The organism is Variovorax sp. P1_H2 (assembly GCF_056405295.1).
Genome location: NZ_JBFUCJ010000039.1, coordinates 39239 through 51790, shown reverse-complemented (window position 1 = coordinate 51790; position 12552 = coordinate 39239). Strand labels below are relative to the sequence as shown.

Annotated in this window: 13 protein-coding genes and 2 pseudogenes; 8 read left to right on the top strand and 7 right to left on the bottom strand. The window is 65.9% G+C overall.

What is annotated here, in order from left to right:
- A partial coding sequence (locus AC1D2E_RS15810) for a DEAD/DEAH box helicase (RefSeq protein WP_478198253.1) occupies nucleotides 1–1452 on the bottom strand: 1452 nt, incomplete at its 3' end.
- Nucleotides 1453–1744: 292 nt separating this feature from the next.
- Between AC1D2E_RS15810 and AC1D2E_RS15805 the strand changes: the two are divergent.
- The 3 genes and pseudogenes from AC1D2E_RS15805 to AC1D2E_RS15795 form a co-directional block, all read left to right on the top strand.
- Nucleotides 1745–1994: pseudogene (locus AC1D2E_RS15805) on the top strand (IS21 family transposase); the annotation flags it as partial.
- 209 nt (nucleotides 1995–2203) lie between these two features.
- A pseudogene (locus tag AC1D2E_RS15800) lies at nucleotides 2204–2686 on the top strand (Hcp family type VI secretion system effector).
- A 10-nt stretch (nucleotides 2687–2696) separates the two neighbouring features.
- On the top strand, nucleotides 2697–3026 hold the full coding sequence (locus AC1D2E_RS15795; RefSeq protein WP_478198252.1) for a peptidoglycan recognition protein family protein: 330 nt from the start codon (nucleotides 2697–2699) through the stop codon (nucleotides 3024–3026).
- A 198-nt stretch (nucleotides 3027–3224) separates the two neighbouring features.
- Here the strand turns inward: AC1D2E_RS15795 and AC1D2E_RS15790 are convergent, their stop codons facing one another.
- Together AC1D2E_RS15790 and AC1D2E_RS15785 are read right to left on the bottom strand one after the other, a co-directional pair.
- Entirely contained in the window at nucleotides 3225–3548 is a 324-nt protein-coding gene (locus tag AC1D2E_RS15790; protein ID WP_478198251.1) for a hypothetical protein, read from the bottom strand.
- Nucleotides 3532–4290: a tetratricopeptide repeat protein gene (locus AC1D2E_RS15785; RefSeq protein ID WP_478198250.1), complete on the bottom strand. Its 759-nt coding sequence runs from the start codon at nucleotides 4288–4290 to the stop codon at nucleotides 3532–3534. The genes AC1D2E_RS15790 and AC1D2E_RS15785 overlap by 17 nt, the downstream gene beginning before the upstream one ends.
- A 138-nt stretch (nucleotides 4291–4428) precedes the next feature.
- On the opposite strand from AC1D2E_RS15785, the gene ettA reads away from it, so the two are divergent.
- Both ettA and AC1D2E_RS15775 read left to right on the top strand, forming a co-directional pair.
- Complete coding sequence (gene ettA, locus AC1D2E_RS15780) at nucleotides 4429–6090, top strand: energy-dependent translational throttle protein EttA (RefSeq protein ID WP_478176178.1); 1662 nt, start codon at nucleotides 4429–4431, stop codon at nucleotides 6088–6090.
- A gap of 53 nt (nucleotides 6091–6143) precedes the next feature.
- Nucleotides 6144–7451, top strand: a complete 1308-nt coding sequence (locus tag AC1D2E_RS15775) for a PQQ-dependent sugar dehydrogenase (protein ID WP_478198249.1) — start codon at nucleotides 6144–6146, stop codon at nucleotides 7449–7451.
- Nucleotides 7452–7457: 6 nt separating this feature from the next.
- Here the strand turns inward: AC1D2E_RS15775 and AC1D2E_RS15770 are convergent, their stop codons facing one another.
- The 3 genes from AC1D2E_RS15770 to AC1D2E_RS15760 form a co-directional block, all read right to left on the bottom strand.
- Nucleotides 7458–8813, bottom strand: a complete 1356-nt coding sequence (locus tag AC1D2E_RS15770) for a TAXI family TRAP transporter solute-binding subunit (protein ID WP_478198248.1) — start codon at nucleotides 8811–8813, stop codon at nucleotides 7458–7460.
- A gap of 119 nt (nucleotides 8814–8932) precedes the next feature.
- Entirely contained in the window at nucleotides 8933–9949 is a 1017-nt protein-coding gene (locus AC1D2E_RS15765; protein ID WP_478198247.1) for a P1 family peptidase, read from the bottom strand.
- A 23-nt stretch (nucleotides 9950–9972) separates the two neighbouring features.
- Entirely contained in the window at nucleotides 9973–10920 is a 948-nt protein-coding gene (locus AC1D2E_RS15760) for a glycerophosphodiester phosphodiesterase (RefSeq protein WP_478198254.1), read from the bottom strand.
- 250 nt (nucleotides 10921–11170) lie between these two features.
- Between AC1D2E_RS15760 and AC1D2E_RS15755 the strand changes: the two genes are divergently transcribed.
- From AC1D2E_RS15755 to AC1D2E_RS15745, 3 genes are read left to right on the top strand one after another with little or no spacing between them, the layout of a single operon-like run.
- A complete protein-coding gene (locus tag AC1D2E_RS15755; RefSeq protein ID WP_478198246.1) occupies nucleotides 11171–11383 on the top strand; it encodes a tlde1 domain-containing protein in 213 nt (70 codons plus the stop codon).
- Complete coding sequence (locus tag AC1D2E_RS15750; protein WP_478198245.1) at nucleotides 11340–11639, top strand: tlde1 domain-containing protein; 300 nt, start codon at nucleotides 11340–11342, stop codon at nucleotides 11637–11639. Before AC1D2E_RS15755 ends, AC1D2E_RS15750 begins: the two co-directional genes overlap by 44 nt.
- A complete protein-coding gene (locus AC1D2E_RS15745; RefSeq protein ID WP_478198244.1) occupies nucleotides 11636–11917 on the top strand; it encodes a hypothetical protein in 282 nt (93 codons plus the stop codon). The genes AC1D2E_RS15750 and AC1D2E_RS15745 overlap by 4 nt, the downstream gene beginning before the upstream one ends.
- A gap of 37 nt (nucleotides 11918–11954) precedes the next feature.
- On the opposite strand, the gene AC1D2E_RS15740 is transcribed toward AC1D2E_RS15745, so the two are convergent.
- Nucleotides 11955–12530: a DUF1439 domain-containing protein gene (locus AC1D2E_RS15740; RefSeq protein WP_478198243.1), complete on the bottom strand. Its 576-nt coding sequence runs from the start codon at nucleotides 12528–12530 to the stop codon at nucleotides 11955–11957.
- Between the last annotated feature and the right edge of the window lie 22 nt (nucleotides 12531–12552).

Below are 12552 nucleotides of genomic sequence, written 5' to 3'. Positions count from 1 at the left end.
GCCCTGGCCACGGCCGGCCTGGCCACGCGGGCCCTGGCCGCCGCCACCATTGGCGCCGCGGCCGGCCGGTGCGCCCTGGCCCTGGCCATTGCCTCCGCCCCGACGCTGGCCACCGCCATTGCCGCCATTGCCGCCATTGCCACCGCCACTGCGTTCKCCCTGGCCGGCCTTGTTGTCTCGGATGCGCTGCATCATTTCCGTGCGCGCGGCCTTGGCGGCCGCCTGCATCACCTCGCGGCTCGGCGGACGGCCGGCGCCGCCCCAGATGGTCTGGCGGCCCATCGCGATGGGCTCGGCGCGTTCGCCTTCCTCGGGGCCGAAGCCGTCGATGACCTGGACGGGGATCTGCTGCTTGGTGAAGCGCTCGATCTCCTGCATGAAGCCTTCCTCGTCGAGGCAGACGAAGCTCACGGCCTCGCCGCTCGAACCGGCGCGGCCGGTGCGGCCGATGCGGTGGACGTAGTCTTCGCTGACGTTCGGAATTTCGTAGTTGACGACGTGCGGCAGTTCGTCGATGTCGATACCGCGGGCCGCGATATCGGTCGCCACCAGCGCGCGGATGTCGCCGCTCTTGAAGCCGGCCAGTGCCTGGGTGCGCGCGCTCTGGCTCTTGTTGCCATGCAGCGCCATCGCCTCGACGCCGTTCTTGGTGAGGAATTCGGCCACGCTGTTGGCGCCGAACTTGGTGCGGGTGAACACCAGCACCTGGCTCCACTTGTGCTCGTTGATGATGTGCGCGAGCAGCGCCTTCTTCTTGCCGCGGCCGACCGGATGGATCACCTGGCTGATGCGCTGCACGGTGGTGTTGCGCGGCGTGACCTGGATGCTCTGCGGATTCTTCAGCAGGGTGGCGGCGAGGTCGCGGATCTCGTCGCTGAAGGTGGCCGAGAACAGCAGGCTCTGCTTTTCCTTCGGCACCAGCGCGAGGATCTTCTTGACGTCGTGGATGAAGCCCATGTCGAGCATGCGGTCGGCCTCGTCGAGCACCAGCATCTGCACCTGCGACAGGTCGAGCATGCCTTGCTGCTGCAGGTCGAGCAGGCGGCCGGGGGTGGCGACCAGGATGTCGACGCCGCTCTTGAGCTTGCTGATCTGCGGGTTCATGCCGACGCCGCCGAAGATCACGGTCGAGCTCAGCTGCAGGTACTTGCCGTAGGTACGGACGGATTCCTCGACCTGGGCCGCGAGTTCGCGCGTCGGGGTCAGCACCAGGGCACGGATGCCGGTGCCGCCGAACTTGTTGGTGGCGCTGCGGCTCATCGTGAGCTTGTGCAGCATCGGGAGGGTGAAGGCAGCGGTCTTGCCGGTGCCGGTCTGGGCGCCGCCCAGCAGGTCATGGCCGTCGAGCACGGCCGGAATGGCCTGGGCCTGGATCGGCGTCGGCGTTTCGTAGCCCTGCTCATGCACGGCCTTCAAGATGGCCGGGGCCAGCTTCAGTTCATCAAAGTTCATTGAGTTCAATAAGCGCCCTACACGGCGCAGTGGTATCCACCCGCTCGGGCGTCACATCGGACGACGAGCCAGTAAGGGCAGATGGGTCAGGAGTGGGAGCCTGACAGCCTGCAAAGGCCGTCTTCGTCCCCGGCAGAGAGCCGGCGTTGCGGGCAACTGGACCCGGCAACAGGCGCTATTGTCTCATGAGTTGGGGTTTGGCCTCATTCTGTGGGCGCCGACCGAAAACTGAGCCAAGTGAACAACCTACGCTGCTGAATTTTTGTGCCGCAGAGGAAGCGGAGTGATCACCATGGACATGATTGGCAGGTTCCGGCGTTTGCATAGCCGGAGGGCAAGGTGGAGCATGAGGTTGCGCCTATGACGGGGCTATCGCGCGACACGGTTGCGAAGTGGCTGCGCGGCAAGGCGGATGGCCCGCCGAAGTTCCGGCTCGGCGAGCAGCCGAACACGCTCAGGGCGAAGGCCAGGGGGCTGCAGTCAACGCATCTGTGCCGCTGGCCTTMGAACTCGGCGAAGCGTTCCAGTTCGCCATCTGGTCATTGCGCTGGAGCAGGAGAAGGCGCAGGGCAAGGCCGGTCGCTCGTAGGCAACTCAGGATGTTGCCCGCAGATTCCGATTTCTCCCCTATTTAAAGAGATTTCCGACTCGCCAGCGGGTTCCGCCGCGCATCTCAGTCCGACAGACTTGAATAGTCGCCCTCTGCCGAGGCGTCACATTTATTTACGATCTTTAATTTGGAGCCTCTCCCGTGGCGCAGGACATTTTTTTGAAGTTGACCGGCATTTCTGGCGAATCCCAGGATGCGAACCATAAGAACGAGATCGAAGTGCTGGAATGGGATTGAAACGTTACTCAGACTTCCACCATGCACTCTGGCAGCGGCGGGGGTGCCGGCAAGGCTACTGTGGGCGACCTGATTTTTGACCACTACGTAGACCGGTCCAGCCCAAACCTGATGAAATACTGCGTGACAGGAAAGCACATCGATACGGCCACTCTTGTCTTGAGAAAGGCCGGTTAAAAGCCGCTGGAATATCTAAAAATCACGATGAAGGATGTCATTGTGACCAAAGTTGAGCCAAGCCACAAGACCAATATGAGGCTAGGACGCGAAACAATCAGCCTCTCATTTTCCCGGGTGTCGCAGGAATACACCATTCAAAATCAACAGGGTAGTTCCGGTGGAACCGTATCGATGAGTTTCGACATTCAAGCCAACCGAGAAGCATAAGGGGATTGAAATGGGGTTTTTTATCAGCCGCGGTGGAATCGTTGACGCAGACAGAATTAATGTAAAGATTTTTGACAAGATCCAACACGGAAAACTGGGTGCAGTGAATGGAATTGTGGTCCACCAAACAAATTCGCCTACCGCCGAGGCAACCTTCAATGGCTACAGAACCGGTCCGCATGGCGCGCACTTTCTGATCGATAAAGACGGGACCATCTACCAAACCGCCTCCTTATTGAAGGTCGCACAACATGTTGGCAAACTGAAGTCTCGGTGCCTTGCCACTCACCGATGCACACCCACGGAAATCAAGGCGGCGGAGCGCCTAACAGGCTGCTGAAATACTCCCCGCCGGTCGGCAGGCATGGCGGTGAAGTCGCTGGGTTGCAGCGGACTGCACGAGACCTCGGTGACCGTCCCGGTGTACTGGCCGAACTTTTGATACGGATAGGCTTGGCAATCAATCCGCTGATCCATGTCGAGGTGGCGGTCTCCTTCAATTCGGATCGCGATGTGGACACGGCGCTGCGTGCGCGGCTCAACGGGGGGATCCGGGTCGCGCACGGCGCCGGCGGGCGGCGTCGATCGTCGCGACGAGGAGGGCCGCAGGATAGAAGAGCAGCCACAGTCGCGGCCAGCGCTCCGCGAGATACATGGCTGCAACGTCGAATGAAAACTGCATGCCAAGGACCACGTAAACCGACAGCCCTTGGCCCGCCAGCGTCAGCAGAAACCAGAACGAGTACCAGAAGCGCAGTTCCGGCTCAGGCGCGAGCCGCCGCCACCACCTCGGGCGTCGCTCTTCCGTCGGCAGTGGCCAGGGCAGAGGCGTGTCGGGTTCGTCGTCAGGAGAGTTGCGCAAGCTGGTAGTCCCGTCCCGCGCCCGGGAGCCGCTTGACGGCTTCCGTCTTGTCCATCTCCCCGGCGCTGTCGCCCAGGCGAAGCCTGGCGACGCCGCGGCCGTAGAGGGCGCGCATGTGATTCGGCTGCTGCAGCAGCGCCGCCTCGAAGTCGCTCAAGGCTTCTGCATCGAGGCCGAGCACCAGCCTGGCCTGGCCCCGTGCGATCAGGCCATGGCCGCGCGGATCGGCCTGCGCCAGCGCCTTGCTGCAGTCCGCGAGTCCGGCATCGACCTGGCCGGCGATGACACGGCCTACGCATCGCGCGCCCAGATAGCGTGGGTGATCGGGTGCGAGCGCCACGGCCTTGTCGAAGGTGGCCAGGGTGGCCTTCGTCTCTCCGGCGTTGAGCATCAGCTGTCCGCGGTCGAAATGCGCGCTCGCGTTGTCCGGGTCGAGCGCAAAGGCCTTCTCGAGGAGCTTGCGGCCTTCGTCCGACATGGCCTGCTCGATCAGCACATGGCCTTGTCGCGCCAGCGTCGCGGCCATCTGTGCGGGTGTGGGCGGCGCGTAGGCCACGCAACTGGCGGCCAAGGCGCAAGCAAGAACAAGGCGGCCGCCGATGTATCTGGTGCCGCGCGAGAAGCGTCGGCTGCCGAGCCGATGAAAATGCTGGCGGCGTTGTTGAAGCCGCCGTTGCCAGCCCCAAATGAGGGCCTGAGTTAGACTCGGCAGGCATTTCGCGCCAGCGCGCAGCAGCAGCAAGCGCCTGTCACGCCGAAAGTCCCTTCGATCCAGCGCACGGGCGAGGCGACCCCTCCCGATTGCCGAACCGGACTTGCGCGCCGGGTCGAGGCCGGTTTTCCCACCTTTCCAGCAGCCCATCACCGAGTAGCAATAGACATGGCCCAGTACGTCTACACCATGAACAAGGTCAGCAAGACCGTGCCGCCCAAGCGGCAGATCTTGAAGGACATTTCGCTGTCGTTTTTCCCCGGCGCCAAGATCGGCGTGCTCGGCCTGAATGGTTCGGGCAAGTCCTCGCTGCTGAAGATCATGGCCGGCATCGACAAGGAGATCGAGGGCGAGGCGCTGCCGATGCCCGGTCTCACGATCGGCTACCTCGAGCAGGAGCCCAAGCTGAACCCGGCCCACACGGTGCGCGAGTCGGTCGAAGAGGCCATGGGCGCGGTCTATGCGGCCAAGGCGCGGCTCGAGGAGGTCTACGTGGCCTACGGGGCCGAAGACGCCGACTTCGACGCCCTGGCGGCCGAACAGGCCGAGCTCGAAGCCATCATCGCGACCGCCGGCACCGACTCCGAGCACCAGCTCGAGATCGCCGCCGACGCGCTGCGGCTGCCGCCCTGGGACGCCAACATCGGGGTGCTCTCGGGCGGCGAGAAGCGCCGCGTGGCGCTGTGCCGCCTGTTGCTCAGCAAGCCCGACATGCTGCTGCTCGACGAACCGACCAACCACCTGGACGCCGAATCGGTCGAGTGGCTCGAAGTGTTCCTGCAGCGATTCCCGGGCACCGTGGTGGCGATCACCCACGACCGCTACTTCCTCGACAACGCGGCCGAGTGGATCCTCGAACTCGACCGCGGCCGCGGCATCCCCTGGAAGGGCAACTACAGCACCTGGCTCGAGCAGAAGGGCGAGCGCCTGGCGCAGGAGCAGAAGAGCGAGGAAGCCCACGCCAAGGCACTCAAGAAGGAACTCGAATGGTCGCGCCAGAACCCGAAGGCGCGCCAGGCGAAGAGCAAGTCGCGCCTGGCCCGCTTCGAGGAACTGAGCGACTTCGAATACCAGAAGCGCAACGAGACGCAGGAGATCTTCATCCCCGTGGCGGAGCGCCTGGGCAACCAGGTGTTCGAATTCAAGAACGTCAGCAAGTCCTTCGGCGACCGGTTGCTGATCGACAACCTCAGCTTCGAGGTTCCCGCGGGCGCGATCGTCGGCATCATCGGCCCGAACGGCGCCGGCAAGTCGACCCTGTTCAAGCTGATCGCCGGCAAGGAAAAGCCCGACAGCGGCGAGGTGGTGGTCGGCCAGACGGTCAAGATGGCCTTCGTCGACCAGACCCGCGACGCTCTCGCGAATGAGAAGACGGTGTGGGAAGACATCTCGAACGGCCTCGACATCATCAACGTCGGCAAGTTCCAGATGGCCAGCCGGGCCTACGCCGGCCGCTTCAACTTCAACGGCGCCGACCAGCAGAAGAAGGTCGGCACGCTGTCGGGCGGCGAGCGCGGGCGGCTGCACCTGGCCAAGACCCTGATCGCGGGCGGCAACGTGCTGATGCTCGACGAACCGTCCAACGACCTCGACGTCGAAACCCTGCGCGCGCTCGAAGACGCGCTGCTCGAGTTCGCCGGCTCGGTGCTGGTGATCAGCCACGACCGCTGGTTCCTCGACCGCATCGCGACCCACATCCTGGCGGCCGAGGGCGACAGCCAGTGGACCTTCTTCAACGGCAACTACCAGGAGTACGAAGCCGACAAGAAGAAACGCTTGGGCGAAGAAGGCGCCAAGCCGCACCGCATGCGCTTCAAGGCGCTGAAGTAGCGGCAGGGCGCTAGACCCGGGCGCGTCGCAGCGCCCATTCCGAAGGAGCATGCATGGCAGCGGCGACTCGGTATCTTCTGGCGATGGGCCTGGCGGCCCTGGGCGCGTGCGGTGGCGGTGGCGGCGCCAGCGTGTCGGTCTCCGCGTTCGGTGTCGGTGCCACGGCGACGCCGACCCCCGCGAACCCGCCCTCCCAGCCCAACATCAGCGTCGCCACGCAAAGCACCGGCACGGCGCCGCCGCCCTCGACGCCGATGGCGGCCAAGGTCACCGAAGTGGCGACCGGCCTGGACACCCCGTGGGGCCTGGCCTTCCTGCCCGACGGCCGGATGCTGATCACCCAGCGGGGCGGCCAGCTGCGGCTGCGCAACGCCGACGGTTCCCCTGTCGATGGCGGCGCCGACCAGGTCGCCGGCATGCCGGCCGTCGCCGCGGTGGGGCAGGGCGGCCTGCTCGACATCGCGGTCGATCCGGACTTCGCGAGCAATCGCCGGATCTATTTCAGTTTCTCCGAGCGGGACGGATCGAATCCGAGCCTCAACGGCACGGCGGTCGCCCGGGCCGATCTCGATGCGGCCAACCGCAGTCTCGCCAATGTGACCGTCATCTACCGGCAGTTGCCCAAGGTCGACAGCACGGCGCACTTCGGATCGCGGCTGGTGTTCGATCGCAACGGCTATCTGTTCGTGACGATGGGCGAACGCCTGCTCGACACCCAGCGCAGCTTCGCGCAAGACCTGTCGCGCGGCAACGGCAAGGTGGTGCGCATCACCACCGATGGCGCGCCTGCGCCGGGCAATCCGTTTGCGGCGACCGCCGGCGCGCAACCCCACATCTGGAGCTACGGCCATCGCAATCCACAGGGCGCGGCGCTGCATCCGCTGACCGGCGATCTCTGGACCAGCGAGCACGGCCCGCAGGGCGGCGACGAAGTCAACCTGACGCTGGCCGGGCGCAACTATGGTTGGCCCGTGATCAGCTATGGGCAGGAATACGGCACGCTCACGCAGGTGGGCGAAGGCGGCGCCAAGCCGGGCCTCGAACAGCCCCTGACCTATTGGGAAAAGATCGACGGCACGGCCTGGACCCCGGGCACGCAGAAGTCGTCGATCGCGCCGAGCGGCATGGCCTTCTATACCGGCGATGCGCTGCCCGACTGGAAGGGCAATCTTTTCGTCGGTGCGCTGGCCGGCACCGCGCTGTGGCGCCTCACGCTGGAGGGCAATACGGTGGTCGGCCGTGAGCGCTTGCTGGCCGAGCGCGGTGAGCGGATCCGGGATGTCCGGCAAGGGCCCGATGGGTGGCTCTACCTGCTGACCGACAGCAGCAATGGCAAGCTGCTGCGGGTGCAAAGGCAGTGACGGCCCTCAGGCGGCGGCGGCCGCGCCGCCCTGCGGCGCGTTCGCCAACACCCGCTTGCGCACCGCATGAATGTTGTTGCGAAGTGCATAGAGCTCGTCGGCATAGGACAGCGGCACCGCGACCTTGTTGACCACGCGATCGAGATCGGCCAGTTCCTTCAGCAGCGCGTCGGCGTCGCCCGCCCCGGTGTCCAGCTTGTGCTCGACCTCGCGCAGCCGCGCGTACCAGCGGAACACGCGCCGCCGCACGCGGAACTGGTAGAGCGGCGGCACCACGCGCGACAACGGCAGCATCAGCACCAGCAGGCCACCGAGCACCAGCCACATGCGCTCGACGAGGTTGCTGGCCCAGAAGGGCAGGTAGCGCTGCCAGAACGGCGGCGTGCCGTTGATGGCGCGGTCGCCCTCGGGGCTGACCGGCAGTTCGCTGGTGCGCGTGTTGGGGAAGTCGCGCGCCCGGTTGAACCAGCCGGCGCCGCCGTGCAGGTTCTGGGCGGTTTGCGCGAACAGCTGGCGCAGCGCCGGATGGGTTTCCTCGCGCGACAGCAGCGAGGTGGTGGCCGCCAGCAGCGAGACATCGTGCGAGGGCAGGTCGGCGGCCAGGTCGACCACGCCGCGCGGCAGGGTCACGGGCTGCAGGAAGGCGAAGCGGCGCGAGTAGGCGTCGCTCTGGGCGAAATCCATCAGCTGGATGTCGGGTGCCCGAAGCAGTCTCTGTACCAGCGGCGACTGCGGCGCCGAGGCCAGCACGATGACGTCGAGCAGCCCGGCCTGCAAGGCCTCGGTGGCGGGCGTCTGCTCGAGGTTCGACAGGTTCAGCGTGGCCGGGTCCATGTGGTTGGCGCGGAACATCCGGTCCATGATGTCGGGCACGCCGCTGCCGGCCTTGTCGACGTTGACGCGCAGGTCCTTGAGCTGGGTCAGCGAAGTCAGCGTGCTGGTCTTGCGGTCGATGCGTTTCGCCGCATCGGTCCGGTAGAAGAACCACAGCGGCTCGAAGAACAGGCTGCCGAGCGAGGTCAGGCCGCCTTCCTCGTCCTTCACCGGATCGGCGCTGCCGCCGCGCACGAAGGCGACGTCGGCGCCCCCGCTGCGCAGCAGCTCGAGATTGTCCAGCGAGCCGTCGGTGGCCTTCAGCTCGACCTCGATGCCATTGGCCTTGAGGGCATCGGCATAGCGCTTGCCGAAGCCGGCATAGGCACTGCCGGCGGGCCCGGTGGCCAGCACCACGCGCTGGGGCGGCTGCGGTTGCAGCCACCAGTAGGCGGCGACCAGCAGGGCGATGACGAGGAAGACGACGGGCCCGGCGGATGCGATCAGGTCGCGGATCGAGAGCAGGAACAGGCGGATGGCTTGGGGCATGCGGCGGCGGGTTGGAACGGAACTCAAGGTCGCCGCGGGCGCGGCAGCGGCATTTTCTGTGCTTTCCGCGCCCGGCGGGTTACAAAGCGCGTGCCGAGCGGGCGGCCGACAGCCGGCGCTCAGGACAGGTCCGCAGCGGCCGGGAAGTAGCTGTCGCCGATGCGCACCGCGCGTGCCGCCCGCACCGCCCGCACGGTCGCCAGCGCCACGACTTCGGCCGCCATGGTGCCGAGCACCGTCATGCCGGGGGCATCGCCCTCGAGCGGCACGCGGCCGGTAGCCAGCGCGAACAGGGTGTCGCCGTCGCTCATCGTGTGGACCGGATTGATCGCCCGCGCCAGGCCGTCGTGCGCGACCGCCGCGAGCCGGTTGGCCTGCACCTTGGTCAGCACCGCATCGGTGGCGACCACGCCCAGCGTGGTGTTGGTGCCGGCCAGCAGCGGCTTCGGCAAGTCGCCGCGCAACAGGGCGCGGCGGGTGTCGAGCAGGGCGCGGCCGTCTTCGGTGCGTGCACCGGCGACGACCTGCGCGGTGTCGGGGTCGATGACGTCGCCGAGCGCGTTGCAGGCGATCAGGGCGCCGACCGTGACGCCGTTGACCGTGACCGATGCGGTGCCGATGCCGCCTTTCATCGCCCGATCGATGCCGAACAGCTTGCCCACCAGCGCGCCGCTGCCGGCACCCACGCAGCCTTCGTCCGGCGCCGCGTTCGAGGCCGCCGCGCAGGCGGCATAGCCGGCATCGGCATCGGGCCGGATGCGGGCGTCGCCGACCGGCAGGTCGAACAGGACGGCGGCCGGAACGATCGGCAGCGTGCCGAAGTGGACGTCGAGCCCGATGCCTCGCTCCTCGAGCCAGCGCATGGCGCCATCGGCCGCGGCCAGCCCCCAGGCGCTGCCCCCGGCCAGCATCACCGCATGGACCTGCTGCACCAGGTTGCCGGGCGCGAGCAGGTCGGTCTCGCGGGTGCCCGGCGCTGCGCCGCGCACATCGACGCCGGCCACCGCGCCTTCGCGCGCGAGGATGACGGTGCAGCCGGTGGGGCGGCGAGGGTCGCTGTGGTGGCCGACTTCGATGCCGGCGACGTCGGTGATGGCGCCGGCGCGGGCCACCGCGGGGGAGGAGTGTTCAGGCATCGGCTGCGATTATCGGGCGCTTCTCAGTGCCCGCGCTTCGCCGGCAGCGCCGCACCGCGTTCGCCGAGCAGGTCGCGCAGGATCGCCGGGTCGTCCGTGATCAGGCCGTCCACGCCCCAGTCCAGCAGCCGTGCCATGTCGGCGCGCTGGTTCACGGTCCAGGGCAGCACGGCCAGGCCGAGCGCATGGGCTTCCTGCACCAGCGCCGGGCTCAGGTCGTCGTAGGCGGGCGACCAGATCACCGGTCCCTGGGCGTCGCCCGCGGCGGCCTTCACGAGCCGCGGCGCCGTGCCGAAGTCCTCGATGCGCAGGCCGGCGGTCCAGCGGCTGTCCTTGAGCGTGCGGGCGCTCGTCAGGTAGGCGCGCGGCATCGACGGCGCCTGCTGGCCGACCAGCGCCAGCGAGCGCCAGTCGAAGCTCTGCACCGTCACGCGCTGCGCCATGCCGGCCTTGTCGACCTCGGCCAGCAGCGCGCGGACCATCTGTTCGGGGGAAGCGGTTTCCTCGGGCTGGCCGGGATCCAGCTTGGTCTCGATGTTGAAGCGGACCCTGGTCGCGCCGCGTTCGTTGACGCGCGCGAACAGCGCGGCCAGCGTCGGAATGCGCTCGCCGTCGCTCCACAGCTGCTTGGGGAAGGGCTTGCCGTAGCTGCTCGCGGGATCGATCCGGCCGACGTCGTAGGTCTGCAGCTGTGCCAGCGTGAGCGAGCGGATCGACGGCCCCGCGGCCTTGAGGAAKTTGCCGCGGGCGTCGCGCGTGTGGTCGGGGTTCAGCTGGGTGTCGTGCGAGATCACCACCACGTCGTCGGCAGTCAGGCCGATGTCGAGTTCCAGTGTGGTCACGCCCATCTCGATCGCATTCGAAAAAGCGGCCAGCGTGTTTTCGGGCGCCAGCGCGCGGCCGCCGCGATGAGCCTGGAGGTCGACCGCACGCTGCTGTGTAGGCGCCGGTGCTGCACAGCCGGCCAGCAACAGAGCGGACGCGACCCACAGCAAAGGCCCGGCCCCGGCCCGCAGGACGCCGACGCCGCCCGATGCCGGGGATAGCGCGGAACCGGCTTCGCCGGGCCGCTGGGACCGCCTCCCTAGCGGTTTTTGCGGGCTCAGGGCTTCACCACTGAAATCCCTGACGCGCTCACGTTTGCCGAAGGTTCTCACAACACTCTCAGATGACCGGCTCACACCCTGTGCTCCAACGCGCGTAGCATTTCTGATATCAAGGATGAGCAATATGATGAATCTGACATTCAAATTGAACGGAGAGGAATTTTCCTATCTAACAACGGGCAGCTTTCGATATAAAGCATATTCAGGAAATGGCGAATATCGAAACGAATGGCGAAACCAGTGCCTAAAAAAGAAAGGGCCGATTCCCAGGGGAAGATATTACATTGTTGACCGTCCCACCGGGGGGGCGTTTGGGCCCCATAATTGACAATATAAGAGGCAAAACAGATTGGTTTGGGCTTTTCGCAGACGACGGCCGAATCGATAACTACACCTTCTGCTCAGCCGTGGAGCGCGGAAACTTCCGCCTTCACCCCGCAGGGTCTACAGGAGTTAGTGAAGGGTGCGTCACTTTACAGCACAAGCACGAGTTTGCAAACCTTAGGAATCATCTTCTTTGTTCCATGAAAATTGACATACCCCGAACACAGATACAAGCGTACGGAATCCTGACCGTCAAATGAAGTTGGTCGTCAAAATCGCAGGTTTTCTGATATTCATTGCCATCTTCTTGATCGTGTCGGCTTGGATGGTTCGAGAATGGATATTGGAAAATATTCCGYTACCAATTACTGGCGGGATGATGAATCTCGCCCTTGAGTGGTATGACTACCAGAATCAGGAAGAAGTGAATGACGCCCTTGCGTGGCTCGGCTTTGCTGTCGTGATACCAATGAACGCATTGGTTTGCTTGTGCGTGGCGCTTCTTTGGAAGCGTTTGCGAGAACGTCGCCCCTTGTAAGCCTTGAGGTGGAGGCACCTCAGGCGCTTCGGGGGGTTCATTTCAACGCCACGGTGATGCCGTCGTCCTGCACCGTGATGTCGCCGATCTCGTAGGTCTTGCGGCCGACGGTGAGTTCCTCGGGCTTGAAGGTGCGCAGCGGCTGGTCGCGCAGCAGTTCCTGCGCGACCACGGCACCGATCTGCTGCAGGCGCTCGGCATCGCGGCCGCTCAGGCCCTGCAGCTCGATCCGGTCGGCCTGCGGGCGGTCGAGCCGCAGTGCGCGCGCCACGGCGTCGTATTTGAGCGCGCTGCTGACCGAGACGAGGCCTTCCACCGAGGACGGCTTCAGCAGCGGGCTGGCGATCGTCAACATGGCCGTGATCGCGGCCCGGTTGTTGCGGGCGTCGAGCGACAGCTGCGGGTCGCGCAACGAGACCGTGAAGAACTCGGCATAGCGCTGCTGCACCGGGAAGCGCTTCGCGACCTGCGCCTGCAGCTCGTCGCGGCTGGCGGTGTATTCGCTGGTGAAGAAGTTGAAGCCGGCCAGGGCTGCCAGCGGCGCGGGCAGGGCGGCGACGCCCAGCAGGGCGCCGAGCAGCCGTCGGCGGGAATAAGACGTGCAAAGTGGCATAGCGCTCGGAGCTTGCCACAGG

What these genes read in the sequence shown, in the direction of transcription:
- AC1D2E_RS15795 (WP_478198252.1), top strand. Translation starts at nt 2,697, where the DNA reads ATGGGGTTTTTTATCAGCCGCGGTGGAATCGTTGACGCAGACAGAATT.
- ettA (WP_478176178.1), top strand. Translation starts at nt 4,429, where the DNA reads ATGGCCCAGTACGTCTACACCATGAACAAGGTCAGCAAGACCGTGCCG.
- AC1D2E_RS15775 (WP_478198249.1), top strand. Translation starts at nt 6,144, where the DNA reads ATGGCAGCGGCGACTCGGTATCTTCTGGCGATGGGCCTGGCGGCCCTG.
- AC1D2E_RS15770 (WP_478198248.1), bottom strand. Translation starts at nt 8,813, where the DNA reads ATGCCCCAAGCCATCCGCCTGTTCCTGCTCTCGATCCGCGACCTGATC.
- AC1D2E_RS15765 (WP_478198247.1), bottom strand. Translation starts at nt 9,949, where the DNA reads ATGCCTGAACACTCCTCCCCCGCGGTGGCCCGCGCCGGCGCCATCACC.
- AC1D2E_RS15755 (WP_478198246.1), top strand. Translation starts at nt 11,171, where the DNA reads ATGAGCAATATGATGAATCTGACATTCAAATTGAACGGAGAGGAATTT.
- AC1D2E_RS15740 (WP_478198243.1), bottom strand. Translation starts at nt 12,530, where the DNA reads ATGCCACTTTGCACGTCTTATTCCCGCCGACGGCTGCTCGGCGCCCTG.